This is a genomic window from Nocardia sp. NBC_00511, assembly GCF_045161165.1.
Lineage (GTDB): Bacteria > Actinomycetota > Actinomycetes > Mycobacteriales > Mycobacteriaceae > Nocardia.
Window position 1 is genome coordinate 3,156,319 of sequence record NZ_CP107849.1, and the last position, 23,643, is coordinate 3,179,961.

At 67.6% G+C, this 23,643-nt stretch carries 24 protein-coding genes; 11 read left to right on the plus strand and 13 right to left on the minus strand.

The window, feature by feature from the left end; all coding sequences use genetic code 11:
- Positions 1-41 precede the first annotated feature (41 nt).
- The gene (locus OG300_RS14975) at positions 42-761 is read left to right on the plus strand and encodes a winged helix-turn-helix transcriptional regulator (protein ID WP_405496263.1); all 720 of its coding nucleotides are present in this window, start codon (positions 42-44) and stop codon (positions 759-761) included.
- A gap of 47 nt (positions 762-808) precedes the next feature.
- Here the strand turns inward: OG300_RS14975 and OG300_RS14980 are convergent, their stop codons facing one another.
- Genes OG300_RS14980 through OG300_RS14990 form a run of 3 tightly spaced genes read right to left on the minus strand, consistent with a single transcriptional unit; the run spans position 809 to position 3,479 of the window.
- A complete protein-coding gene (locus OG300_RS14980; RefSeq protein WP_405496265.1) occupies positions 809-2,098 on the minus strand; it encodes an acyl-CoA dehydrogenase family protein in 1,290 nt (429 codons plus the stop codon).
- Between the two features lie 2 nt (positions 2,099-2,100).
- Positions 2,101-2,736 (minus strand): TetR/AcrR family transcriptional regulator, encoded by a 636-nt coding sequence (locus tag OG300_RS14985; protein WP_405496267.1) that lies wholly within the window; start codon positions 2,734-2,736, stop codon positions 2,101-2,103.
- On the minus strand, positions 2,733-3,479 hold the full coding sequence (locus OG300_RS14990) for an SDR family NAD(P)-dependent oxidoreductase (RefSeq protein ID WP_405496269.1): 747 nt from the start codon (positions 3,477-3,479) through the stop codon (positions 2,733-2,735). Before OG300_RS14990 ends, OG300_RS14985 begins: the two co-directional genes overlap by 4 nt.
- Positions 3,480-3,661: 182 nt before the next feature.
- Between OG300_RS14990 and OG300_RS14995 the strand changes: the two genes are divergently transcribed.
- Together OG300_RS14995 and OG300_RS15000 are read left to right on the plus strand one after the other, a co-directional pair.
- Positions 3,662-5,845 carry a malate synthase G gene (locus OG300_RS14995; RefSeq protein WP_405496271.1) on the plus strand — a complete coding sequence of 728 codons (2,184 nt, stop codon included), beginning with the start codon at positions 3,662-3,664 and terminating at the stop codon, positions 5,843-5,845.
- Positions 5,846-5,947: 102 nt separating this feature from the next.
- On the plus strand, positions 5,948-6,535 hold the full coding sequence (locus OG300_RS15000) for a Uma2 family endonuclease (protein ID WP_405496273.1): 588 nt from the start codon (positions 5,948-5,950) through the stop codon (positions 6,533-6,535).
- A gap of 25 nt (positions 6,536-6,560) precedes the next feature.
- On the opposite strand, the gene OG300_RS15005 is transcribed toward OG300_RS15000, so the two are convergent.
- On the minus strand, positions 6,561-7,538 hold the full coding sequence (locus OG300_RS15005; protein WP_405496274.1) for a helix-turn-helix transcriptional regulator: 978 nt from the start codon (positions 7,536-7,538) through the stop codon (positions 6,561-6,563).
- Between the two features lie 96 nt (positions 7,539-7,634).
- Here OG300_RS15005 and OG300_RS15010 point away from each other — a divergent pair, with 96 nt between their 5' ends.
- Together OG300_RS15010 and OG300_RS15015 are read left to right on the plus strand one after the other, a co-directional pair.
- Positions 7,635-8,474 carry an alpha/beta fold hydrolase gene (locus OG300_RS15010; protein WP_405496276.1) on the plus strand — a complete coding sequence of 280 codons (840 nt, stop codon included), beginning with the start codon at positions 7,635-7,637 and terminating at the stop codon, positions 8,472-8,474.
- An 87-nt stretch (positions 8,475-8,561) separates the two neighbouring features.
- The gene (locus OG300_RS15015; RefSeq protein WP_405496278.1) at positions 8,562-9,401 is read left to right on the plus strand and encodes a hypothetical protein; all 840 of its coding nucleotides are present in this window, start codon (positions 8,562-8,564) and stop codon (positions 9,399-9,401) included.
- Positions 9,402-9,516: 115 nt separating this feature from the next.
- Here OG300_RS15015 and OG300_RS15020 read toward each other — a convergent pair whose 3' ends face one another.
- From OG300_RS15020 to OG300_RS15055, 8 genes are all read right to left on the minus strand, one after another.
- Positions 9,517-10,620 (minus strand): hypothetical protein, encoded by a 1,104-nt coding sequence (locus OG300_RS15020; RefSeq protein WP_405496280.1) that lies wholly within the window; start codon positions 10,618-10,620, stop codon positions 9,517-9,519.
- 392 nt (positions 10,621-11,012) lie between these two features.
- Positions 11,013-11,975, minus strand: coding sequence for an NAD(P)-dependent alcohol dehydrogenase (locus tag OG300_RS15025; protein WP_405496282.1), 963 nt, complete (start codon positions 11,973-11,975; stop codon positions 11,013-11,015).
- Positions 11,972-12,199 carry a helix-turn-helix transcriptional regulator gene (locus OG300_RS15030; RefSeq protein ID WP_405496284.1) on the minus strand — a complete coding sequence of 76 codons (228 nt, stop codon included), beginning with the start codon at positions 12,197-12,199 and terminating at the stop codon, positions 11,972-11,974. Before OG300_RS15030 ends, OG300_RS15025 begins: the two co-directional genes overlap by 4 nt.
- Positions 12,193-12,618 carry a hypothetical protein gene (locus tag OG300_RS15035; protein ID WP_405496286.1) on the minus strand — a complete coding sequence of 142 codons (426 nt, stop codon included), beginning with the start codon at positions 12,616-12,618 and terminating at the stop codon, positions 12,193-12,195. Before OG300_RS15035 ends, OG300_RS15030 begins: the two co-directional genes overlap by 7 nt.
- 59 nt (positions 12,619-12,677) lie before the next feature.
- Entirely contained in the window at positions 12,678-13,946 is a 1,269-nt protein-coding gene (locus OG300_RS15040; RefSeq protein WP_405496288.1) for a cytochrome P450, read from the minus strand.
- 17 nt (positions 13,947-13,963) lie between these two features.
- Positions 13,964-15,409, minus strand: a complete 1,446-nt coding sequence (locus OG300_RS15045; protein WP_405496290.1) for an NAD(P)/FAD-dependent oxidoreductase — start codon at positions 15,407-15,409, stop codon at positions 13,964-13,966.
- Positions 15,406-16,626, minus strand: coding sequence for a cytochrome P450 (locus tag OG300_RS15050; protein ID WP_405496292.1), 1,221 nt, complete (start codon positions 16,624-16,626; stop codon positions 15,406-15,408). Before OG300_RS15050 ends, OG300_RS15045 begins: the two co-directional genes overlap by 4 nt.
- Positions 16,623-17,861 (minus strand): cytochrome P450, encoded by a 1,239-nt coding sequence (locus tag OG300_RS15055; protein ID WP_405496294.1) that lies wholly within the window; start codon positions 17,859-17,861, stop codon positions 16,623-16,625. The genes OG300_RS15050 and OG300_RS15055 overlap by 4 nt, the downstream gene beginning before the upstream one ends.
- A gap of 211 nt (positions 17,862-18,072) precedes the next feature.
- On the opposite strand from OG300_RS15055, the gene OG300_RS15060 reads away from it, so the two are divergent.
- Genes OG300_RS15060 through OG300_RS15085 form a run of 6 tightly spaced genes read left to right on the plus strand, consistent with a single transcriptional unit; the run spans position 18,073 to position 23,045 of the window.
- Positions 18,073-19,728 (plus strand): AMP-binding protein, encoded by a 1,656-nt coding sequence (locus OG300_RS15060; RefSeq protein WP_405496296.1) that lies wholly within the window; start codon positions 18,073-18,075, stop codon positions 19,726-19,728.
- 39 nt (positions 19,729-19,767) lie between these two features.
- Positions 19,768-20,556 (plus strand): ferritin-like domain-containing protein, encoded by a 789-nt coding sequence (locus OG300_RS15065; RefSeq protein WP_405496300.1) that lies wholly within the window; start codon positions 19,768-19,770, stop codon positions 20,554-20,556.
- Between the two features lie 10 nt (positions 20,557-20,566).
- Complete coding sequence (locus OG300_RS15070) at positions 20,567-21,109, plus strand: PaaI family thioesterase (protein ID WP_405496302.1); 543 nt, start codon at positions 20,567-20,569, stop codon at positions 21,107-21,109.
- Complete coding sequence (locus OG300_RS15075) at positions 21,106-21,357, plus strand: acyl carrier protein (RefSeq protein ID WP_405496304.1); 252 nt, start codon at positions 21,106-21,108, stop codon at positions 21,355-21,357. The genes OG300_RS15070 and OG300_RS15075 overlap by 4 nt, the downstream gene beginning before the upstream one ends.
- Entirely contained in the window at positions 21,354-22,187 is an 834-nt protein-coding gene (locus OG300_RS15080; protein WP_405496306.1) for an SAM-dependent methyltransferase, read from the plus strand. Before OG300_RS15075 ends, OG300_RS15080 begins: the two co-directional genes overlap by 4 nt.
- Before the next feature lie 15 nt (positions 22,188-22,202).
- Positions 22,203-23,045: an acyl-ACP desaturase gene (locus tag OG300_RS15085; RefSeq protein WP_405496308.1), complete on the plus strand. Its 843-nt coding sequence runs from the start codon at positions 22,203-22,205 to the stop codon at positions 23,043-23,045.
- Positions 23,046-23,135: 90 nt separating this feature from the next.
- On the opposite strand, the gene OG300_RS15090 is transcribed toward OG300_RS15085, so the two are convergent.
- Positions 23,136-23,603 (minus strand): PaaI family thioesterase, encoded by a 468-nt coding sequence (locus OG300_RS15090; protein ID WP_405496310.1) that lies wholly within the window; start codon positions 23,601-23,603, stop codon positions 23,136-23,138.
- Positions 23,604-23,643 lie beyond the last annotated feature (40 nt).

Genomic DNA, 23,643 nt, shown 5'->3' on the forward strand with positions numbered 1-23,643 from the left:
GGTGTGTTCTCTCGTCGCCGGTCCGCCGGTGTACTGGAGCGATGCCCGGTTATGGAGAGTTCTGCCCGATCGCGAAGGCCATGGATGTGCTCGACGAGCGGTGGACGTTGCTGGTGATTCGCGAATTGTTGCTGGGTAGTCGGCATTTCAATGATCTGCGGCGGGGGAATCCGAAGATGTCTCCGGCGTTGCTGTCGCGGCGGCTGCGGTCGCTGGAGAAGGCCGGGCTGGTGGATCGGGCGGTGGACGACGGTGGGCGGACCAGTTACACACTCACGCAGGCCGGGCAGGAGCTGTCGACGGTTGTGCACGCGCTGGGGGTGTGGAGTACCCGGTGGATTCCCGAGCTCGGTGAGGTCGATCTCGATCCGCATCTGCTGCTGTGGGATATCCGGCGGACCATGCCGTTGGCGACCTGGCCGGATGCACGGACCGTGGTGGCGCTCGAATTCGCTGATCTGACCGGCAAATCCGCGCGCTGGTGGCTCATGGTGGATCGGGGTACCGCGCACGTCTGTGATTACGATCCGGGGTTCGAGGTCGCGGCGACCGTGCATACGACGCTGCGCACGCTGACCGAAATTTGGCGCGGTGATCGGGGCTGGGCCGCCGCGATGCGGGAGCAGACGGTCGAGATCAGCGGACCGGCCGCGGTTCGTCGTGAGGTGCCGGGGTGGATCGGGCAGTCCATGCTCTCGGCGGTGCCGCGGCCGGATGCCGAGCGCGAAGACCGGCCGATTCGCGCACTGCGCAGCGCCTGACAACCCATTCCGGCGCGTCCCGAAGAACCGGGACGCGCCGAACGATGTCAGAGGTTGCCAACGGCGTGTTCGAGTCGCCGCGCCACCAGTTCCCGGGCCTGCTCACGCAGAGCGGGTCGATATCCGCTGGGGTACACCGGATCTCCCGGCGTGTAGGCAGCGAGGACCTGCTTGGCGAGGGTGATCTTGTGGACCTCGGTGGGGCCGTCGGCGATGGCCATCACCTGCGCGTAGTTCATCATGTCGATGAAGGGCAGGTCGGTGCTGACGCCGATGGCGCCGTGCAGGTGCATGGCGCGCTGGGCGATGTCGTGCATGACCTTCGGCATGGCGACCTTGATGGCGGCGATGTCGTGGCGGACCTTGCGGTAGTCCTGTTCCTTGTCGATGCGCCAGGCGGTGCGCAGCACCAGCAGCCGGAACTGTTCCATCTCGATCCAGGATTCGGCGATCTTCTCCTGGGTGAGCTGTTTGCCGCCGAGCACGCCCTTGCCCATGGGCCGTGAGACGGCGCGTTCACACATCATGTCGAAGGCCTTGCGCACCAATGCGACCGTGCGCATGGCGTGGTGGACGCGGCCGCCGCCGAGACGGGTCTGCGCCACGATGAACCCCATGCCCTCCGCGCCGAGCAGCGAGTCGGCGGGGATGCGCACGTCGGTGAAGCGCAGGTGCCCCTCGTGTTCGCTGAATCCGGGGACGGTGAAGTTGCGCACGATCTCGAGGCCCGGCACGTCGGCGGGCACGATGAACATCGAGAGTCGCTGGTGCGGTGCGGCATTCGGGTCGGTCACCGCCATCACGATGTGGAAGGTGGCGAATTCGGCGGCCGAGTTGAACCACTTCTCGCCGTTGATGACCCATTCGTCGCCCTCACGCACGGCCAGGGTCTGAAAGGCGGTGGGATCGGATCCGCCGGTGGGTTCGGTCATCACATAGCAGGAACCGATCTCACCGTCGAGCAGCGGCTGCAGGTAGCGCTCCTTCTGCTCGGGCGTACCGAAGTGGGCGAGGATCTCGGCATTGCCGGAATCCGGTGCCTGGCAGCCGAATACCAACGGAGCCCACATCGAGGTGCCGAGCACCTCGTTGAGCAGGGCCAGCTTCAACTGCCCGTAGCCGGGTCCGCCCAGTTCAGGACCGAGGTGGCAGGCCCACAGCTCCTGCTCTTTCACCTTGTCCTGCAACGGTTTCATCAGCGCCCGGATCTCGGGGTTGGCGCGGTCGTAGGGGTTCGGGTAGAGCAGGTCGAGGGGTTCCACCTCGGTCCGGACGAACTCCGCGACCCAGTCCAGCTTCTTCTGGTATTCCGGATCGGTGTCGAAATCCCAAGCCATGATCAGCCTTTCGTGCTCTTGCGCGGTTGGATGAGTCCATCCAGGACGGTGGTGCAGAGAATGTCGGCGATCTCGCCGGGCGTGTGCTTGCCTTCGTCGCGGTACCAGAAGGTGACGGAGTTGAGCATGCCCAGGACGCCATTGGTGACGACGTGGTCGGCGGTGCGCAGCACGCCGGTGGCGTGACCGGCGTCGAGGGCCTGCTGCCACAGGGTTTGGATGCGGTCGCGCAATGCCTGTAGCTCGCGGGCGCGCTCCCCGGTCAAGGACGCGACATCACGCAGTTGGATGGCGACCGCGCTGCGGTTCTCGATGATCAACCGCACGTGACTGTGGATCAGCTTGCGCAGCTTGGTGACCGGATAGTCGTCCCCGGCGGTGATCTGTTCGGCCTCGGCGAGCATGAGCCGGGTGTAGTCGGCGAGGATCTGCCACAGCAGCTCCTCCTTGGACCCGATGTGGTAGTACAGCGCCCCGCGCTGCACGTCGGCCCGATCACCGATCTCGGCGACGCCGGTGCCATGGAAGCCCTTGTGCGCGAACAGTTCCAGCGCGGCCCGCATGATCCGCTCACGGGTCTCCCCGGCTTCTGAAGCAGGAGGTCTGCCACGCCTGCGCGCGGGAACGGCAGCTGTCATCGGAAGCCGCCGTCGAGGGCGAGCGTCGCCCCGGTGCAGTAGGCCGAGGCGTCGGAGGCGAAGAACAGTGCCGCGCCCACGATGTCGGCCGGACCGCCGATGCGCTTCAGCGCGGTGTGCCGGGCCAGTTCCGCGCGCAACTCCGGCGGCCACGCCTTGGCGATATCGGTGTCGAAGGGCCCGCAGCGAATGGTGTTGACCCGCACGCCCGGTCCGTAGGTGTGCGCGAGCCCGACCGACAGCGCCTCGAGTCCGGCCTTGGCGGCGGCGTACGGAACGGCCAGCGGTTCGGGGTGCGCGGCCTCGATCGAAGATATATTCACGATCGATCCGCCGCCCGCCGCGGCCATCCGCGTGCCGATGAGCGCCGAGAGCCGGAACGGCCCCTTCAGGTTGGTGGCCATCACCTTGTCGAACATGGCCTCGGAAACCTGCTCCAAACTGGGGTAGAGCAGTGACATCCCGGCATTGTTGACCAGTACGTCGACGACGCCGAACTCCTCGTAGGCGGCTTCGGCGAGGTTCTCGCACTGCTCCCACTCGCCCACGTTGCAGGCCACCGGCAAGGCCCGCTGCCCAGTCTTTTTCGTCACTTCCTCGGCCAGTGCGACGCAGGCGTCGAGCTTGCGGCTGGCGATCACGACGTCCGCACCCGCTTCGGCGAACGCCAGCACCATCTCGCGGCCGAGCCCGCGGCTGCCGCCGGTGACCACAGTGACCTTGCCGGACAACGGTTTTCCCATGATTCGCACCTTCGCGAGCGCCGCAGAAGAAATGTTCCAACCAGTACATTAAATGTACCGAGCGATACAATCAACCCCGGACCCGGACGCGCCGAACCCCGGTGCCGTGAAATACCGCCCGGTAACCCGGGTAATATGACGCCCGTACTTTTTCCACCCGGCTTCTCGAAATGAGGCAGTAGATGACAGAGCGGATTCAGGTCGGCGGGCTGCAGGTTGCCAAGGTTCTCCACGATTTCGTGGAGAACGAGGCCCTCCCCGGCACCGGCGTAGATTCCGCCGCGTTCTGGTCGGGTGCCGAGGCCGTCATCAATGACCTCGGTCCCCGCAACCGTGCTCTGCTGGCGGAACGCGACGACATCCAAGCCAAGATCGACGAGTGGCACCGCGCGAACCCAGGCGCCGGCTACGACAAGGCTGCCTACAAGCAGTTCCTCACCGAGATCGGCTATCTCCGTCCCGAACCGGCCGATTTCCAGATCGGTACCGAGAACGTGGACGCCGAAATCGCCACCCAGGCGGGACCGCAGCTGGTCGTGCCGGTGATGAATGCCCGCTTCGCCATCAATGCGGCGAACGCGCGCTGGGGCTCGCTCTACGACGCCCTGTACGGCACCGACGCCATCTCCGAGGCCAATGGCGCGGAGAAGGGTTCGAGCTACAACAAGGTCCGCGGTGACAAGGTCATCGAGTGGGCCCGCAACTTCCTCGATGACGCGGTGCCGCTGATCACCGGCTCGCACATCGGCTCGACCAAGTACTCGATCGAGAACGGCGAGCTGGTCGTCGGCCTCGAGGACGGCACCGAGATCGGCCTGGCCGACAACGATGTGCTCGTGGGTTACCTGGGCGATCCGGCGAACCCGACCTCGGTGCTGCTCAAGCACAACGGTCTGCACATCGAGATCCAGATCGACCCGTCCTCCCCCGTCGGTTCCACCGACACCGCCGGTGTCAAGGACCTGGTGCTGGAGTCCGCGGTCACCACCATCATGGACTTCGAGGATTCGGTCGCGGCCGTGGACGCCGAGGACAAGGTCCTCTGCTACCACAACTGGCTGGGCCTGATGAAGGGCGATCTGGCCGAGAAGGTGTCGAAGGTCGGCAAGACCTTCACCCGCACCATGAACCCCGACCGCGTCTACACCGCGCTCGACGGCAGTGACCTTGTGCTGCACGGTCGTTCGCTGCTGTTCGTGCGCAACGTGGGTCACCTGATGACCTCCGACGCGATCATCGACGCGCAGGGCAACGAGATCGGTGAGGGCATCATGGACGGCCTGATCACCGTCCTGATCGCCAAGCACGCCCTCAACGGCGACACCCAGCTGAAGAACACCCGCACCGGCTCGATCTACATCGTGAAGCCGAAGATGCACGGCCCGGACGAGGTGGCCTTCACCAACGAGCTGTTCGCGCGCATCGAGGGCGTGGTGGACCTGCCGGTCAACACCCTCAAGGTCGGCATCATGGACGAGGAGCGCCGCACCACGGTGAACCTGAAGGCGTCCATCCACGCCGCCAAGGACCGGGTGGTGTTCATCAACACCGGCTTCCTGGACCGCACCGGCGACGAGATCCACACCTCCATGGAGGCCGGGCCGATGGTCCGCAAGGCCGAGATGAAGGCCCAGCAGTGGATCAAGTCCTACGAGGACTGGAACGTCGACACCGGCCTGGCCACCGGTCTGCCCGGTAAGGCGCAGATCGGTAAGGGCATGTGGGCCATGCCCGATCTGATGGCCGACATGCTGGTGCAGAAGATCGCGCAGCCGAAGTCCGGCGCGAACACCGCCTGGGTGCCCTCGCCCACCGCCGCCACCCTGCACGCCACCCATTACCACCTGGTGGACGTGTTCAAGCGGCAGGCCGAGATCGCCAAGGGCGGCCCCCGCGCCACCGTCGACGAGATCCTCGAGATCCCGCTGGCCCAGGACACCAACTGGACCGCCGAGGAGAAGCAGCAGGAGCTGGACAACAACTCCCAGGGCATCCTCGGCTACGTGGTGCGCTGGATCGACCAGGGCGTCGGCTGCTCGAAGGTGCCGGACATCAAGGATGTCGGCCTGATGGAAGACCGTGCCACCCTGCGCATTTCGAGCCAGCAGGTCGCCAACTGGCTGCGCCACGGCATCGTCTCCGAAGCCGACGTCATCGCCTCCCTCGAGCGCATGGCCCCCGTCGTGGACCACCAGAACGCCGGTGACTCCTCGTACTTCCCCATGTCCCCGGACTTCAACGCCTCCATCGCCTTCCAGGCCGCGAAGGAACTGGTCCTCGAGGGCACCACGCAGCCCAACGGCTACACCGAGCCGATCCTGCACCGCCGCCGCCGCGAGGCCAAGGCCTTCAACAAGAGCGTGTAGGCACACATCCGCTTCGGCGCATGAAACGAATCCCCGGTCGACAGTTGTCGATCGGGGATTCGCTTACACTGGCGAAAGTTCCCTGACGAAAGGACAGGAGCGGTGAGTGCTGCCTTCGAACGCGACTACGGCTACGGGCCATACAACGTGCAGGATCTGCACGGTCTCCCAGATCGGGGCAAGGCACACGAACTCGTCGATGGCTGGCTGATCGAGTTGTCACCGAGCTTTCACCATGACCACTTCGCAAGGGTCCTGAAAAGCATCCTCGAACGCGCCGCCGAGGGCTGCGGCGTGGACGTATACGTGCAGGCACCGCTGGATATCTCGACGCCCTCCGGCGTGCGCAGACCCGATGTCGTACTTGTCAGCGCGGAGGCCGCACGTAACATCTTCGATCTCGGTCTTTCTGTATGCCCTGGTAGCGACGTTCAACTTGCGATCGAAATCGTTTCGCGAGTTTCGGGAAGCGAGCGAGAAGACCGCAGCCGCAAGGTAATCGAGTACGCACGCGCTGGCATCGACCAATACTGGCTGGTCGACTTCGAGCCTCATCCCCGAATTCAGATCCGCACTCTCGACGGCACTGCCTACGGCGAGCCGATTGTGCTCGGGGAGAAGGACATCCTCGAGATCTCTGAGCCATTCCCGATCTCGTTCCCGATCTCCGTCCTGACCAGGTTCTCCTGACCGACCCACCGAATAGCAGTGTGTTCTACTCCGTCGCGGCGTAGACGCGGGCCATAGCGGTCACCTCGGCGGCGAGTCGCTGTCGGAGAGGTTCGGGGGCAATGACTTCCGCGCCCGAGCCCAGGCGGAGGAGGTCGGGGAGGGCTCGGGCGTGGGATTCGATCGGGATGGTTACTCGGGTGCGGCCGTCGGGGGTGGGGGTTGCGGTGGTGCGGGCGGCGGTTACCGCGGCGGGTTCGAGGAGTTCGATGAGGCGGTCGTAGGCGGGGGCGGTGAGGAGGAGGGTGGCGGAGTCTCGGTGGCGGCGTTGGTCGAAGGATTGCAGGTAGGTGGTCCAGTAGGTGGGGAGGTCGAAGTCGGCGGGGCGGGGGGCGGGGGTGTCGAGGACTTGGATTTCCATGATTCGGGAGATGCGGTAGGTGCGGGTTCGGTCGTCGGTGCGGGCTACCAGGTACCAGTTGCCGGATTTGAGGACCAGGCCGAGGGGGGCGGTGGTGCGGGCGACGAGGTGGGGTTCGGCCCAGCGGATGTAGGTGAAGCGCAGGGAGCGTTCGTTCCAGACGGCGTCGGCCACGACGGGGAGGTAGGGGGCGGGTTCGTCTTCGCCGTACCAGCCGGGGGTGTCGAGGTGGAAGCGTTCGGCGATGCGGGTGGCGCGGTCGCGCAGTTCGGGTGGCAGGGCGGACATGAGTTTGAGGCGCGCACCGGTGACGAGGGCGCCGAGGCCGAGATCGGCTGCCGCGCCGGGCAATCCGGTGAAGAGCAGGGATTCGGCCTCGTCGGTGGTGAGCAGGTTGAGGCGGGTGCGGAAGCCGTCGAGGAGGCGGTAGCCGCCTGCGTGTCCCGGGTCGCCGTAGACGGGGATCCCGGCGGAAGTCAGTGATTCCATGTCGCGGTAGATGGTGCGCACGGAGACCTCGAGGTGGGTGGCGAGTTCGTCGGCGGTGACGCGGTCGCGGGTCTGCAACAGCAGGAGGATGGACATCAGTCGGCTGGCGCGCACGAATTCCATTCTGCCGAAATCCACTGACACAAGATGTCAGGGAAGCGCCGATACCTTGCTCCTCGTTCCGAGAACACCGAATGAGGAGACACCGCAATGCCTTTCATCGAGACCCGCGCCGGCACCTCGCTGTTCTACCGCGACTGGGGCACCGGCCGACCCGTGCTGTTCCTGTCGGCCTGGGGTATGGACAGCAACGAGGCGCGCGGTGTGATGACCGACCTGGTCGCGCGGGGATTCCGGGCGATCGCCCTGGATCGTCGCGGTCACGGCCGCTCCGACGACCCCGGCCTGGGCTACGACTTCGACACCCTCGCAGACGATCTCGCGGATCTGATCGACCACCTGGACCTGCACGACCTCACCCTGGTCGGTCATTCCATGGGCGGCGGGGAGATCGTGCGCTACCTGACCCGCCACGGCAGCGCCCGGGTCGAACGCCTGGTTCTGCTGGCGGCGACCCTGCCGTTCCTGCTCGCCACCCCCGACAACCCGGACGGCGTTCCCGCCGAACATGCCGACGCCCTGCGTGATTCGTGGCGGCATCACCTGGACCGCTGGCTCACCGACAACGGCGACGCCTACATCGGTGTGGGCCTGCCCGGCTGCGAGGTCTCGCGGATCGCCCGCGATCAGGTCCTGAACTCCATCGCCGGAACCTCTCGCCACGCGATCATCGAATGCAACCGCGCGGTCGTCGAAACCGATTTCCGCGCCGAACTCCCCGCGATCACCTTGCCCACCCTGATCGTCCACGGCGACTCCGACGCCTCCATCCCCGTGGAACTCGGCGGCCACCGGCAAGCCGCCCTACTCCCCCACAGCGAACTTCTCGTCTACGAGAACGCACCCCACGGCCTCTACCTCACCCACCCCGAGCGCCTCACCCGCGACCTGCTCGCCTTCCTCGCGGTACCGATTCCCGCCCGCGCCTAGGGCTTTCACCGCGACCGGTGAGCCCACACGGTACGGGCCCCCGGTCTCGAAAAGACGCCCGGGTCCGCGCTGGGTAGGGTGGGGGAAATGGATTGCAGGGGCGCGGCCGAGGAGGCGGCGCGGCGGGTGGCGGCCGTCCAGGACGAGCCCACGGCGCGGCTCGACCTGGCGGCGGAGGCGTATCCGCTGGCGCTGCGGCGCTACGGCCGCGCCGAATCGACGTTCCTGCGTTGGGAATTGGCGCGCGGGGTGCTGGATCCGGTGACCGGCAGCCCATGGTGGCGGGCGGTCAACGACCGGCTGCTGCTCGACAAACTCGAAGCGCGGCTGCTCACGGCGGACAGCGGCGTCGCCTCCACGCCGGGGGCGCGGCGGTGGCTGGATTTCCTCGCCGCGCCGTCACCGCTGACCTGGTATCGGGCACACAACCGCAGCATCGTGTCCGGGTATCTCGACCATGCGCGCCTCGCCGAAAGCGAATCCGCGGCGGAACGATTCCTGATCAATGTGACGCTGGTGCGCACGCTGTTCACCCAGGCGCTGATCGAGCGTCCCGATCTCGCGGTCGGCCCCTTCGCGCGCCTGGCCCCGTGGATCGGCGATCCCCGCACCCGCTCGGTCGGGCTGTTCCTGAACCTGCGCAATGTCTTTCCGGAGGAATACCCGCTGCACGATCTGTCCGTCGAGCAGGTGATCGCGCTCGAAGGCCGGATCGCGCGCACCATCGACTACGGCCTCATCCTGCCGAAACTCGACGCCCTCTACGCGTTCGCCGCCGAATCCCTGCACGAGCCCCGGCTTCCGGAGCTCGTCGCCGACGGCATCCTGCGCTATGCGGGCTCGACCGTGAAGGCCGCCGCGTTGCGCCCGGACGCGATGGCGCGACTGGTGGCCGTGGCGACCGCCTCGACCGCCGCCGCCCGCTGATTCACCCGCGCGGGCGAGTCCTGTCGACCCCACCTTCCTCGACGTACGAGTTCGGCGTGGAGCGATCACGAATGCTGTTGCCGCGGACCGAATTACCGAATTCCCACCGGTTCGGCTACGGCGCGTATCGCAGGATCGCCACGGCCTTCTCCCCGTCGGGGACGTCCTCGGCGCGCACAGCCAGGACACGGCCGCCCGACAACAGGGTGCGCCGGGCGATGTCGTCGAGGATGTCCGGGCCCACCGCGTCCCCGGAGGCGGCCGGGGTGATCGAGCCGTCGTCGGCGACCACACCGGGAATGACCGCGTCCATGTCGACCAGCAGGGTGCGGATGGTGCCGTAGGTGGCGGCGCGGGCGATGTCGGACAGGTCGGCGAGGCCACGGCCGTCGCTGCGGCGCTTCTCGAATTCGGTGCGCAGTTCGGTCAATTCGTCGGCGTAGTGCTGGTCGAGCAGTACCCGGGAGCGTTCGGCGAGTTCGGCGTCGGAGAGGTGTTCGGGGTTGCCGGGCAGGGATTCGCTCAGCAGGTGCGGGTAGCTGTTGACCGAGCGGAACAGCCCCGCGGTGGGTTCGGTGGCGGCCAGGATGAGGGGAATGTCCAAGCCGGTCAGCACATTTCGCAGTGCTTGGTCGACGGCGCGGCTGTATTGGCGCACGCGAACTTTGCGTCCTTCGCTGCCCTGTAGTCGCCCGTGCGGGCTGCGGCCCAGCGGCGGCAGCGCCAGGTATTCGTTCAGGTTGACCGGCATGCCCGGCACCTGCGCGTCCTGCGCGGGCCGATCGCCGCTGACCTCGACGAGCCGCACCGCGTTCTCCGAGAGCGCGAGCACGAATGCCGACTGCGGGAAGGTGACCGCGCGCAGCAGCGGCGTGATGGCGAAGCGGTCGGCGACGGTGGTGCTGGCCTCGAGGCGGTTGGGCACCCGATAGGTGAGTAGTTGCTCGGGAGTCGCCAGCGCGATGAGGGTGCGGGACTGATAGCGCCAGTAGTCCTCGTCGTCGAGGAGGTCGGCGAGTTCTTCCGACAGCGCGGCGTGCGCCTGCTTGTCGTCGACCCGTTGCAGGGCCTGCTTCACCTGATTTTCGAAGGCCACCCGGTTCTTGTCAGGGGTGGGGGTATCCGCCTCGGTGGGCGTGTATATCGAGAGGCACCAGGGCCCGGTGGCGGCGGCCAGGTTCAGGATTTCGCCGTGGGTCGGGATATCAGTGTGCAGCATGTGTCGTCCTCCACGAGTTCGTCATCGCCGGTTGCACCGTCGATCGGGCAGGAACGAACTCCAGAGTAGCCACAAAGTTGCGACAGTGGCGGCGATCGCCGCCTACCCGCTCGCGCGCAGGTCAGTCCCCGGATTCACGTTTGCGCCAACCGGTATCCGCGGTGCCGGGTCGTCGGTTACGCTCCGCACCGTTGTCCCTCGAACGCTAGGAATTATCGATGGGTTCTACCGTCCTCGACGTCGCCAATCTGATCCTGAGCCGCGTCAACGCGGCCTTCTCCTGGGCTACCAGCGGTTCCTCGGGCCCGCTGCCCCTCTGATTCCGGGATCCGGATCCGAATACGCGAGCCCCTTCGCCGCACCCGCGGCGGAGGGGCTCGGACGTTCCGCGGTCAGCCGACGGTGAGGACGATCTTCCCGCGTGGATGACCGGTGGTCAGGTGCTCGATCGCGGCCACGGCGTCCGACAGGGCGAAGACCCGATCGATGCGCGGGGTCACCGCACCGGCGGCCGCGAGTTCGGCCAGTGTCCGCAGCGCTTCGGGTTTCGGCAGGGCCAGCAGGGCGCGCAGGCGTTGCTTCGTGAACGCGGACAGCAGTTGCGCGCGCAGCGAACGGTCGACCCCGCCGATCCAGCGACCCCCGTTCTCACCACCGCCCAGCACCAGGGTCCCGGTCCGGGTGAGCAGTGCCCGTAGCTGTGACAGCGGACGGTTGCCTGCCATATCGAGGATGAGATCGTAAGTACCGGTGAGCTTTTCGGTCCGGTAGTCGATGACCCGGTCCGCACCGAGGGATTGCACGAACGTGGCAGCGGCTCCGGAACACACACCGGTGACCTCGGCGTCGAAATGCTTGGCCAACTGCACCGCGAGGTGTCCGACTCCCCCACTCGCGCCGATGATCAGCACACGTTGCCTCGCCGCGATCCGACCCGAGTCACGCAGCCCGACGAGCGCGGTCGTCCCCGAGATCGGCAGCGCCGCAGCCTCTTCGAAGCTCAGGTTCACCGGTTTGGGCGCGAACTTGGCGGCGGGAGCGCACGCCAGTTCGGCGAAGGATCCCGGCACCGTACCGAAAACCGCGTCGCCGGAGCGGAATTCGGTGACCTCGGGACCCACCGCCACCACGGTGCCGGAGACGTCCCAGCCGCGCACCCGTTCCCGCGGCCGCCGCAGCCCGAGCGCGAGCCGGGCCAGGCGTGGTTCGCCGGTCATCTGATGCCAGACGCTGGGATCCACGCCGGCCGCGTGCACGCGGATCAGCACATCGCCGGGTCCGGGCAGTGGATCGGGAATATCGTTGTAGGACAGTTGATCTGTGGTGCCGTAGGCATCCTGGGTGATGGCCTTCACGGGTGCTGCTCCTCGGGATAGTCGAAAACGTCGTCCAGTGGCGCACGGAAGATCCGCGCGATCTGGAACGCCACCTCCAATGAGGGTGAGTACTTGCCCTGTTCGATGGCGTTGACCGTCTGCCGGGTGACGCCGAGCCGGTCGGCGAGGTCGGCCTGGGTCATCTCGCCGTGCGAGAAACGCAGTGCGCGAATGTTGTTGGTGACCTTCGTGGGTTTCACCACGGCCACACCCCGTGCCGGTAGGCGACCAGTTTGGCGGCCGAGCCGACCACGGCCGAGAGCGTGAAGCCGAGGTAGATCACGTTCGCGATCCAGAACCGGTCGCCGTCGGCCAGCGCCAGGATCAGCGCGGCGACCGCGCCGAGCACCACGAACGCATTGCCGACATGGGTTCCGCGCCGGTCGATTTCACGGTCGCGCTGGTCGCGGCGATCCCGGTCGCGGGAGCCGATGGACACCGCGATGCTGGCGAGCACGGACGCCAGGATGGATCCGCCGACCGCCCACAGCAGCGGCGCGACGTACGCCACCTCCGTCAACGCCGAATGCCGCGCCCGCGCCAGCACGACGATCAGATAGATCGCGTACGAGACGACGGCCGCGGCACCCAGGATCCAGGTTCGCTTCTCCTCGTAGGGCATGCACCCAGAGTAAAGAAAACACGACACGATGTACAGAATCTTTTACATCACGAGCAACCTCAGGCGGGCTTGAACCCCACCTGCAGCGACTCCAGCCCGCGGATCACCACGTTCGGTTTGAACGGCGGATCCTCCGAAAGCAGTTCCAGCGCGGAGACTTTGCGCAGGATCACATCGAGCAGAACTTCCATCTCCAGCAGCGCCAGCGGCGCGCCCAGGCAGTAGTGGATGCCGAGGCTGAACCCGAGGTGCTTCTTGGCCGGGTTCATCGGATCGGAGTAGCGGGCCACGTCGGTGCGATCGGGATCGGCGAACACCCGCTCGTCGTGATTGGCCGAGTTGATCAGAATGACGACGCCCTCACCGGTTTCGAAGTCGTGTCCGGCCACGGTGATCGGCCGGGTGGCCGCACGGGTGGTGATCTGCACCGACGGTTCCAGGCGCAGCAGTTCGTCGGGCGCGACGGCAGTCAGCTCGGGACGGTCGCGCAACGCCTGGATCTGATCGGGGGCGCGCAGCAGCCGCAGCATGCCGGTGCCGATCAGGTTGGCGGTGGTCTCGTGCCCGGCCACGAAGGTGGTGATGCAGGTGGCCAGCAGCTCCTGCTCGGAGAGCACGTCCCCGCGATCCTCGACCTGCGACAGCACGCTGAGCAGGTCGTCCTTGGGATCCACCCGCCGCTCGTTGAGCAGCTCGCGGAAGTAGCCCATGAATCCGCGCGAGGCCGCGCTGCGGGCCTTCAGCGATTCCTCGGGCAGCGTGTAGTCATGGTCGAAGCCGCGCGCCAGGTCCTGCGACCACTGGTGCACCTGCCCGTAGGCCTCCTTCGGCACCCCGATGAGCTCGCAGGCGATGATCAGCGGCAGCGGGTAGGCGATCTGCTCGATGAGGTCGAATTCGCCTGCCGCCAGGCAGTTGTCGACCAGCTGCTCGGAGAGTTCCTCGATGCGCGGGCGCAGCCGGGTCACCATGCGCGGGGTGAAGCCCTTGGTGACGAGGTTGCGCAGCCGGGTGTGGTCCGGCGGCTCCATCCACAGGAACGAGGTGGGCAGCTCGTCGGCCGCGTTCTCGGGTTTGACGGTCGGGTGCATCATCCCGGCCTCTTCGGCGTGGCTCCACGCGGTGGTGGACAGCACGGCGGCGCAGTCCTCGTAGCGGGTGAGCACGCGATGCCCGAGCGGCGTCTGATGGATGGGTCCGGCCTCGCGCAGCACGCGCGCCGGGGTGTAGGGGTCGGAGCGGCCGTCGGGTCCGAAGAGTTGGACCAGTGCCGCTAGTACGGCCGGATCCTGTTCCTCGGCAACGGCGTGCACCTCTGGGGCGGCCATGGCTGTCCTCCTGGGGTTCAACGATCGGCGGAGCGGGCGAAGGCGGCACCGTTGCCGCGCAGCATGATTCGGCCCGCCAGCACCGGTTCGGCGAGTGCGGCGGGCGGTTCGACGAGGTGGGCGACGCGCATGAAGGTGCGCGCCACCCGGCGGTCGTGGTGGGCGGCGCGCTGGGTCTGCGCGACGAAGGCGTTGGTGAGCCGCGACAGCAGCGTGCGTTCGCCCGCCACGTCGGGGTGGCGCAGGTCCGAGGCGGCGGCGAGCTGCCAGGCGGTGGCGGCGGCCTCCGTGGCGGCGGTGTAGAACCGTGCGGGCAGATCGGCGAATTCGCCCTCGGCACGCAGGCATTCACGCAGGGCGTCGGCCTGAAGTGCGGCCACGGTCATTCCCTGCGCGTACAGCGGGTTGAATGCGCACTGCGCGTCTCCGAGCACGATCAGCCCCGCCGGGGCGGCAGTCTGCTGGTCGAAGCGCCGCCGCACCGATGCCCGGAATCGGTAGGGCACCGCGTCGTCGAGCGGCTCACTGGCCGTGATGATTTCGTGGATATCGGGCGCGGAGAGGGTAGCCGCGTACGCCTGGAACCCAGCCGGATCGGTGGGCGGATGATCCCCCATCATCCCTGCGAGGGTGACCAACCAGCGGTCTCCCTCCACATGCACCGCTCCCCCGCCGTGCCCGTCCGGACCGGTGGAGATGATCACCGACGCGTGCCCGCCGAGCTGCCCCTCGCGATGCCGGTACAGCCTCGAGGCATACCCCAGATCCACCTCGAGCTGTTCCTCGGCAGGCGACTGAGCTCCGATCTCCCTGAGCCACTCCCCGATTCGCGAACCCCTGCCGCTGGCATCCACGATCAGGTCGGCACAGATGACCTGCTCGGCCGACAGCGCTGCGCGCGAACGTCCGTGTCGGGCCTCGTCGAATTCATCGACAGGCGTCGCGCTTTCGGCCGGTGCGCCGATTGTCTGATCGTCGAGGGCTGGGCGGCCGTCGCGGTGCGGGGCCAGTCGCACACCGGTGACCCGGTTCCCATCGCCGATCAGGCCGCGCACGGTGATGCCTTCGCGCAGTTCGACATTCAGGAATTCGAGGGTGCGGCGACGCAGGACGGATTCCAGGAGCGGGCGGGTGGCGATGATCGAGGTGAGGCCGGTGGAGGTGGCCGTGAGTCGGGATCCGGCTATGTACCAGCGGGTTCCGACCAGGACCTCGGCCGTGTGCGCGCCCACTGCGGCCAAGTCGGCCGTGCAGCCGGGGTAGAGGTCCTCCATGATGCCGCGGCCGCGATCGAGCAGGCCGTGCAGGTGGCGGCCCTGGGGGACGCCGCGCCGGACGGCACTGACGTCGCCGGTGTCGCGTTCGAGAATGGTTACCCGCGTGCAGGATTCGGCGAGGACGCGGGCGGCGAGCAGGCCCGCGATGCCCGCGCCGATGACGATGGCGTGCCGGTCGGGGCTCATACCGTCACCGGCAGCGACCGCACGCCACGGTGGATCAGGCTGGGCCGGTATTCGATCTGCTCGGCGCCGAGGCGCAGATCCGGTGCCCGGTCGAGCAGCGCGCGGATGGCGGCCGCGGCTTCGAGCCGGGCCAGGGGCGCGCCGACGCAGTAGTGGATGCCGAGGCTGAACCCGAGATGCTTGCGGGCGGGCCGGTTTCCGGCGTAGCGGGTGATGTCGAAGGTGTCCGCGTCGGGGAAGACCCGGTCGTCGCGGCTGGCGGAGGCGGTGAGCACCACGACGCCGTCGCCGCGCCGGAACTGCCGCCCGCCGACCACGGTGTCTGCGAGTGCGACGCGGATGGTGAACTGGGTGGGCGCGTCGTAGCGCAGCATCTCGTCGAGGGCGGGCTCGATGAGTTCGGGTCGCTGCCGCAGCAATTCGAGCTGGACGGGGTTGCGCAGCAGGGCGAGCATGCCGTTGCCGATCAGGTTGATCGACGTCTCCATCCCCGCCACCAGCAGCAGCAGCGAGATCCCGATGACTTCCGCCTCGGTCAGCGTCTCACCGTCGGCGCTGGCCGCGACCAGTTCACTGAGCAGGTCGGTTCCGGGTTCGCGCTTGCGCCGCTGCACCAGCTCACCGAAGTAGCCCATGCACGCCAGGGCGGCCCGTCCGCGCGCCTCGATATCCGCGGGCGCGAGCAGCGCGTCCGGGTCGCTGCCGTGCGCGATGGCCAGCTGCCATTCCCGGAAGCGGTCACCGTAGGCGTGATCGCCGCCGAGCAGCCGCACCGGGATCATGGCGACCGCGAGGGGCACCGCGAGATCCTCGAGCACATCGAATTCGCCACGCGCCAGGGCGGTATCGACGAGGTCGTCCACCACCTGTCCGGCGACGGGCGCGAGGTCGGCGACCATGCGCGGGGTGAACGCCTTGGCCACCAGCTTGCGGTAGCGCCCGTGCTGCGGCGGATCCATCCGCACGAACGAGCCGGGGATGGCCGCGGTGGTGTCACGGAAGGGGCTGATCCCGGCCGCGTAGCCGTGTCCCCAGTCCGATCCGGTGAGGATGGCCGAGCAGTCCTCGTAGCGGGTGACGAGGGTGACCGGCACGTCCCCGAAGTGGTAGGGGAACAGTCCCGCCGCATCGCGCACCCGCCGATAGGCCGGGTAGGGATCAGCGCGGTGTTCGGGTTCGAAAGCGTCGAAGGTGATCTCGGGTACGGCGGTGCTCATCTGCCCTCCACACGAACATGCAATTCGGACATGCCGCGCACGACCACGTTCGGCCGGTACGGCGGTTCGGCCAGCAGGGTGAGGCCGGTGACACGAGAACCAAACGCGTGCAACACCTTCCGCATCTCCATACGAGCCAGCGGTGCGCCCAGGCAGTAGTGCAGGCCCAGACCGAAGGACAGGTGGCGTTCGGTGCGCCGACCGGGCAGGTAGCGGCCCAGGTCGAAGCGGTCGGGTTCGGGGAAGGCGTCGGGGTCGCGGTTGGCGGAGCCGAGCAGCACGATCACCGCGTCGCCGGGCGCGAAAGTCCGGTCACCGACCGTGATTTCGGCGCGCGCGGTGCGGGTGGTCAGGTGCACGGGCGCGTCGTAGCGCAGGACCTCGTCGACGGCGGGACCGGCCAGGTCGGGATCGGCGCGCAGCCGCTGGAATTCGCCGGGTTCGCGAATCAGCGCCAGCACGCCGTTGCCGATCAGGTTGACCGAGGTCTCGTGCCCGGCGACCACCAGGATCAGCAGGGTGCCGATCAGTTCGGTGTGGGTCAGCCGCACGCCCGCTTCCTCGGCCTGCACCAGCGCGGTGATCAGGTCGTCGCGCGGAGCCTTGCGCCGCTGTTCGACGAGATCGCCGAAGAACGCGGTGAATTCGTGTACGGCCTTGGTGCGCGCGGCCAACTCTTCGGGGCTCAGCAGCAGGTCCGGGTCGAGCCCGCGCGCGATGCCGGCCGACATCACCCGCACCTGCTCGTGCGCCTCGGCGGGTACGCCGAGCAGTTCGCAGATGAGGGTCAGCGGCACCGGATAGGCCAGTGTCTCGAGCAGATCCACTTCCCCCTCGGCGAGGATCGCGGTCAGCAACTCGTCCACGAGCTGGGTCGCGCGCTCCTGCAATCCGGTGATGGTCCGCGAGGTGAACGCCTTGCCGACCAGTCCGCGCAGTCGCGTGTGGTCCGGCGGTTCCATCCACAGGAACGAGCCGGGCAGTTCCACTTCGCTGTCGCCGTGCAGCAGCTCGGGTTCCTCGGCGTGGCTCCAGCGCGGGTCGATCAGGATGGCCTGGGCCTCGGTGTGGCGGGTGACGAGGTGGGTGTCGTGGGGTCCGGGGACGAAGGGCCCGGCGGCGCGCAGGATCCGATAGCTGTCGTAAGGGTTGTGCCGCAGGTGCGGCGCGACGCTTTCGACGACGGCCAGTTGCACCCGGCTCATTTCCTCGACCGCGGCGGGTTCGGGACTCACCGGCGACTCCTGAATTGTGAATGCGAATTTTCTGCGGTTTCATCCTCACGGGCCCGTCACCGGGGGCTACCCTGCCATCGCGGACGCCTATCGCCCGATCGCGGTATCCCTTTATCGGGCAGGCTGATTGGCCGATCGAGGCTGCTTATCACCGCCCGGGATTAACAACGCGTTCAGCACCCGGACACAATTCACTGTTGTCGTTTCGGTCATGAATTCCGCGAATTCCGAAGGCACCCTCACCGATCGGCTCGCATTCATCGCCGCCGAGCACCCGCGAGTGGCGGCGACTTTCTGGTCGACGGCCGAGTCCATGGATTACGCCGAGTTGCACCGCCGTGCACTGGCGGCCGCGGCGGCGCTGGTGGCGCGCGGCGTGCGCCGCGGCGAACCGGTGGGCATCCTGTGCCCGAACGCGCCGGAATTTCTGGTGAGCTTCTTCGCGGTGGCGGCGGCGGGCGGCGCGGCGACGCCGCTGCCGTTGCCCGCGAGCACCCGGCGGGCGGGCGGCTATCCGCAGCAGTTGGCCGCCATCACCGCGGCGGCCGAGATGCGCACGGTGCTCGTCTCGCCGCAGTTCACCCAGCTGCTGCCGCTGCTGGACGGCACGGTCGACCTCGAATTCGTGGACACGGCAGTGCTTTTCGAGGAGACCGTGGAGGGTGTCGAACTGCCGGTCGTGACCCCCGACGATCTGGCGGTCGTGCAGTTCACCTCCGGCAGCACCGCGCTGCCCAAGGGCGTGCGCCTCACCCACCGCAATGTGATGACCGGTCTGGCCGCGATCCGCGAGGGCATCGCCCTCGACCTCGATGATCAGGGCGGCTTCTGGCTGCCGCTGTTCCACGACATGGGCCTGTTCGGCACGCTGTCGGCGATCCTGCGCGGCATCCCGTCGCACCTGTGGTCGCCCATCGCCTTCGTGAAGGATCCGGCGCGCTGGCTGCGCGAGTTCGCCGCCGCCGGTGTCACCATCACCGCGATGCCGAGTTTCGGCTACGAGGCGCTGCTCGAAGCGGTCGCCCCCGAGCAGGTCGCCGAGGTGGATCTGAGCCGCTGGCGCATCGGATTCAATGGCGCGGAACCGATTTCGCAGGATGTGGTCTCGCGGTTCCTGGAGCGGTTCGCCCCGGCCGGGTTCGCCCCGGCGACCATGTTCGGCGTGTACGGGATGGCGGAGGCCACCTTGGCGGTGGCGTTCCCGCCGCTGGGCCGCCCACCGGTGTTCGAGTGGGTCGATCGTGCCCTGCTGGCGGATGCGCAACTGGCGGAACCGGTTTCGCCGGAGCAGCCGGGTGCGCGGGCGGTAGCGGGTGTCGGGGCGGCGGTGAACGATCTCGCGTTGCGGATCGTCTCGACCGATTCCGGTGTCGAACTGCCCGACGGCCGCGTCGGCGAGATCCTGATCCGCGGCGGCTCGGTGACCTCCGGCTATCTGACCGTCGATCCGGCCGCCGTGGCCGACCGTTTCCTTGACGGCTGGCTGCGCACCGGCGATCTCGGATACCTGCGCGGCGGTGAGCTTTTCGTCACCGGACGCTGCAAGGACATGATCACCGTGCGCGGCGTCAACCACTACGCCCAGGACGTCGAGGCCGCGGTGCGCGACCTCGACGGCATCTACAAGAGCCGCTGCACCGCCGCCATCGATCCGGACGGCGCCGACGTGATCGTCCTGATCGCCGAATCCGAGCTCACCGGCGACGCGGCCGCCGCGCTGAGCACCGCTATCCGCGAGCAGGCGGCCGCCGAGCTCGGTCTGGCCGCCGTCGAGGTGCATCTGGTGCCGCCGCGCACGATTCCCCGCACCAGCAGCGGCAAGCTCCAGCGGCTGGCCGCCCGTGAACTCATCACCCAGTGGCGATGACGCCCAGCACTATCCGATCCCGACGAACCGGAGTCTCCCGTGCACAGTTATGAAGTCTTCCGCCACTACGAGCGCCTGCACTGGTCGCTGAGCGACCTGCCCTTCGACACCATCGACCACGACCTGGTGCGCCCGGAGTACGTGACTCTGGCCAAGAGCGCCGCCATGGGCGAATCCAATGTCATCGCCGCGGTGCACGGCTTCCTCGAGGAGTTCGTCGACGACTACGACTTCTCGACCTTCGCGGTGGTGTGGGGCTACCAGGAGGTGCAGCACCACTACGCCTTCCGCTCCTGGCTGCGCGCCATCGGCGAGGACGTGCAGGACCGGGCCGTGGACGCGATGCGCGAGCCGTACGCGCCGGGCACCACGCCGTCGGCGACGCTGGCCACCAACATCATCTCCGAGCTGACCGTCAACCACGTGTACCGCGCGGTGTCGAGCTGGGTGCAGGAGCCGGTGCTGAAGACGTTGCTGCTCAACGCGAGTCGCGACGAGGCCGGGCATGCCCGCGAGTTCATCTACTACGCCACCGAGCGCCTGGCGCGGCGTCCCGAGGAGCTGCCGTCGGTGCTCGAGACGCTGTACGTGTACAGCTCGGAGGCCAAGATCAAGCATCCGGTGAGCACGTTCAAGGCCGGGATCGCCGAGCTGGGCGATCACGAGACCATCGACACCGGCTTCGAGCTGTTCCTGGAGCAGGTGGCCGCCGAGGGTGAGCTGGATGTGTTGCACGACAAGGTCCGTCGCACCTTCGCGACCATGACCGGCCTGGATCTGTCCAGCAATGCCAAGGTCCGCCGCGCGCTGGCCGAGGCGATCGCCTAGCGCGGCGGCCGTGGTCTCCCCCGCCGTCCCGGACGCCGTGCGCGTGCCGTGGTCGGTCATCCCGGACTATCACTGCTTCGGCTGCTCCCCGCACAACGCGTCCGGATTGCGGTTGAGCTTCACCCCGCACGACGACGGACTACAGGCGCGCTTCCGGCTGGATCGTTGCTTCGAGTCGTATCCGGGCATCGTGCACGGCGGCCTGACCGGCGTGATCTGCGACGAGGTGATGGGCAATCTCATCGTGCTGGCGCGGCAGGTGCCCGCGTTCACGGTGTCGCAGCGCACCCGGTTCCTCACGCCCCTGCTCATCGACCGCGAATACCGCTGTGTGGCAACACTGTCGGAGTCCGGCACCGGTGAACTGATCCAGGCCGGCGCCGAGATCCTCGACGCCGACGACGCCCTGTGCGCGTCCTCGGCCGCCACCTACCGGCCCTTCGACCTCGAGTCGGTGCGCCACCAGCTGTCCCTGCGCGACGACGAGGTCGCCCTGCTCGCCCAGGCCCTCACCACCGCAAATGCTCTCCCCAAGAATGGAGTTCGCTCATGACCACCGAAGAAATCCTGCGCACCGTCACCGAGATCGCGGTCACCGAGACCGGTCTGCCCGCCGAGCAGCTGACCCCCGACGCCGACCTGCGCGCCATGGCGGGCGTGGACTCGGTGCGGGTGCTGCGCATGATCGCCCGCATCGAGCGCACCTTCGACATCGAGCTCGAGGACGAGGACGTGTTCGGCACCGCCACCCTCGGCCAGGTCGCCGTGGTGGTCGACAAGGCGCTGCGGGACGCGGCATGACCGTCACCGCCGATACCAACCAGCACTACGACCTGGACCCGGAGATCTTCGGGCAGTTCCTGGATCCGCTGCGCAAGTACTCCTCCGCGCTCTACGAGAACGACAGCGACACACTGGAACTCGCGCAGCGCAACAAGCTGCGGTTCGTGGCGCGCCGTCTCGGCATCCAGGGCGGGGAGCAGCTGCTCGACATCGGCTGCGGCTGGGGTTCGCTGATCCTGTTCATGGCCCAGGAGTACGGCTGCGAGGCGCTGGGCGTGAGTCCCGCTCCGCGCCAGCACGAATACATCGCCGCGCAGGCCGAGGCGCGCGGTGTCGCGCGCCAAGTGCAGACTCGCGTAGGACATTTCGAGGAGATGGACCTGCCCGCGGGCAGCCGCGACGCGGTCAGCATGCTCGGCTCCATCGTGCACATGCCGGATCTCGACGCGGTGTTCCGCCGGGCGCGCACGGTGCTGCGTCGCGGCGGCACCCTGTACGTATCGGAGAGCTGCTTCCGTAATGCGGCCGCGCGCAGGGCCTTCGACGAGCGGGCGGGCACCGAGTTCGTGCGCTCCGACATCTTCGGCTGGGGTGATCTGCGTCCGCTGTCGGATCTGATCACCGCCGCCGAGGACGCCGGATTCTCCATCACCTCGGTCGACGATCTCACCGATCAGTACCGGCGCACCATCGAGGACTGGATCACCAATGTCGACGCGGCCGCCGCCGAGATCGACGAACGGCAGCCCGGGATGGCCGTCAAGCTGCGGCACTACCTCGAGGTCGCCAATGCCGGATGGGGTTACACCACCAAGCATTACGCACTGGGCTGCCGCAAGGCCCGCTAGCCGTCAGGAGCACACATGAGCATCGAATCGACGCTGCTGCCGGTGGACGAACTGGTGGCGGCGGTGGACGGCTTCCTCGCCGCGTCCCCGGCGGTACGCGCCTGGGATGTGGAGACCGCCTTCGACTGGGCCGCCGCCGACGCGGGGCGACTCAGCGAGGGACAGCGGTCGGCGGTGCAGTTCGTGACCTTCATCGAGGATCATCTGCCCGGGTATTTCGATGTGTACCAGCGGTGTTTCCCGGTGGATGACAGCGTGGACCTGCCCGCGTTCATCCACAATCGGGAGCTGTACCACTTCACGGTGCGCTGGGCGCTCGAGGAGGACACGCACGCGCGGGCCCTCAACCACTATCAGGTGGCCGCCGGCATCGCCGATCGCGCCACCCTGCGTCATGAGCTGGCGGTGGAGGGGCGCAAGCCCTTCGATCTGCCCTACGAGCATCCGGTGCAGTTCTTCGCCTACGCGCTGGTGCAGGAGAAGGCGACGCAGATGTACTACCACCAGCTGCGGGACGTCGTCGACGAACCGGTGCTGGCGGCGGTGCTGACCCGGTTGGCACGCGACGAGGCACGGCATTTCAGCTTCATGGCCGATGTGGTGACCCGGTATCTGCGGGTGCAGGGTGACGCGGCCGTCGAGCCGATCCGGGACGTGATCGCCGGATTCCGGATGCCGCTCTCGGATACGTTGCGCGGGTACTGGCGGTGGGCGTTGCGCATCGCCGATGTCGCCGACTACGACCACACCGCGGCGTACGAGCATCTGCTGAAGGTGATCGACCGGGCGGTCGACGCCCGTACCGAGAAGGTGGACGAGCTGGCCGATCTGATCGGGCAGTTCCGGACGCTGGCCTGACCGGAGTATCGAAAAGGCCCGGCCCCCAAGGGGACCGGGCCTTTTTCGCCGTCCTGTGGCTCGGGCTCACGCCGCCCGGTGCCGGGCTGTTCAGCCCTGCGGGCCCAGGACCAGAATGGTGGTGGAGCCGTGTGCGATCAGCTTGCCGTCGATATCGGTGATGCGGCCCTCGGCGGTGGCGGTGCGGCGGCCGACGTGCACGGCGGTGGCCTCGCAGATGAGCCGTTTGCCGTCGATGGCGACCGAGCGGATGAAATTCACCTTCAATTCGAGGGTGGTGTATGCGGTGTTGTCACCGAGTTTGGTGAATACCGCACTGCCCATCGCGGTATCCATCAGCGTGGCGATGACGCCGCCGTGCACGGTGAACATGGCATTGATGGTCGCCGGATTCGGGTCCAGGTAATACCGCGTGTAGCCTTCGCCCGCGCTTTCCAGCCGAATGCCCAGCGACGCGCCGACACCCAGCTTTTCCTGCAGGCCCCGCTCGAATACCTCGGTCAGTTCGCCGACTCGCTTGGCGACGGTCCCGTCCACCTGAATATCGGTGCTGGTCATGGATTCATCCTTCCTGGCCTACGATGCCCCCGAATTCGAC

Bases quoted from the DNA above. Each gene is read 5' to 3' on its own strand.
- OG300_RS14975 (WP_405496263.1), top strand. From the start codon at position 42: ATGCCCGGTTATGGAGAGTTCTGCCCGATCGCGAAGGCCATGGATGTG.
- OG300_RS14980 (WP_405496265.1), bottom strand. From the start codon at position 2,098: ATGGCTTGGGATTTCGACACCGATCCGGAATACCAGAAGAAGCTGGAC.
- OG300_RS14985 (WP_405496267.1), bottom strand. From the start codon at position 2,736: ATGACAGCTGCCGTTCCCGCGCGCAGGCGTGGCAGACCTCCTGCTTCA.
- OG300_RS14990 (WP_405496269.1), bottom strand. From the start codon at position 3,479: ATGGGAAAACCGTTGTCCGGCAAGGTCACTGTGGTCACCGGCGGCAGC.
- OG300_RS14995 (WP_405496271.1), top strand. From the start codon at position 3,662: ATGACAGAGCGGATTCAGGTCGGCGGGCTGCAGGTTGCCAAGGTTCTC.
- OG300_RS15010 (WP_405496276.1), top strand. From the start codon at position 7,635: ATGCCTTTCATCGAGACCCGCGCCGGCACCTCGCTGTTCTACCGCGAC.
- OG300_RS15015 (WP_405496278.1), top strand. From the start codon at position 8,562: ATGGATTGCAGGGGCGCGGCCGAGGAGGCGGCGCGGCGGGTGGCGGCC.
- OG300_RS15020 (WP_405496280.1), bottom strand. From the start codon at position 10,620: ATGCTGCACACTGATATCCCGACCCACGGCGAAATCCTGAACCTGGCC.
- OG300_RS15035 (WP_405496286.1), bottom strand. From the start codon at position 12,618: ATGCCCTACGAGGAGAAGCGAACCTGGATCCTGGGTGCCGCGGCCGTC.
- OG300_RS15040 (WP_405496288.1), bottom strand. From the start codon at position 13,946: ATGGCCGCCCCAGAGGTGCACGCCGTTGCCGAGGAACAGGATCCGGCC.
- OG300_RS15045 (WP_405496290.1), bottom strand. From the start codon at position 15,409: ATGAGCCCCGACCGGCACGCCATCGTCATCGGCGCGGGCATCGCGGGC.
- OG300_RS15050 (WP_405496292.1), bottom strand. From the start codon at position 16,626: ATGAGCACCGCCGTACCCGAGATCACCTTCGACGCTTTCGAACCCGAA.
- OG300_RS15060 (WP_405496296.1), top strand. From the start codon at position 18,073: ATGAATTCCGCGAATTCCGAAGGCACCCTCACCGATCGGCTCGCATTC.
- OG300_RS15075 (WP_405496304.1), top strand. From the start codon at position 21,106: ATGACCACCGAAGAAATCCTGCGCACCGTCACCGAGATCGCGGTCACC.
- OG300_RS15080 (WP_405496306.1), top strand. From the start codon at position 21,354: ATGACCGTCACCGCCGATACCAACCAGCACTACGACCTGGACCCGGAG.
- OG300_RS15085 (WP_405496308.1), top strand. From the start codon at position 22,203: ATGAGCATCGAATCGACGCTGCTGCCGGTGGACGAACTGGTGGCGGCG.
- OG300_RS15090 (WP_405496310.1), bottom strand. From the start codon at position 23,603: ATGACCAGCACCGATATTCAGGTGGACGGGACCGTCGCCAAGCGAGTC.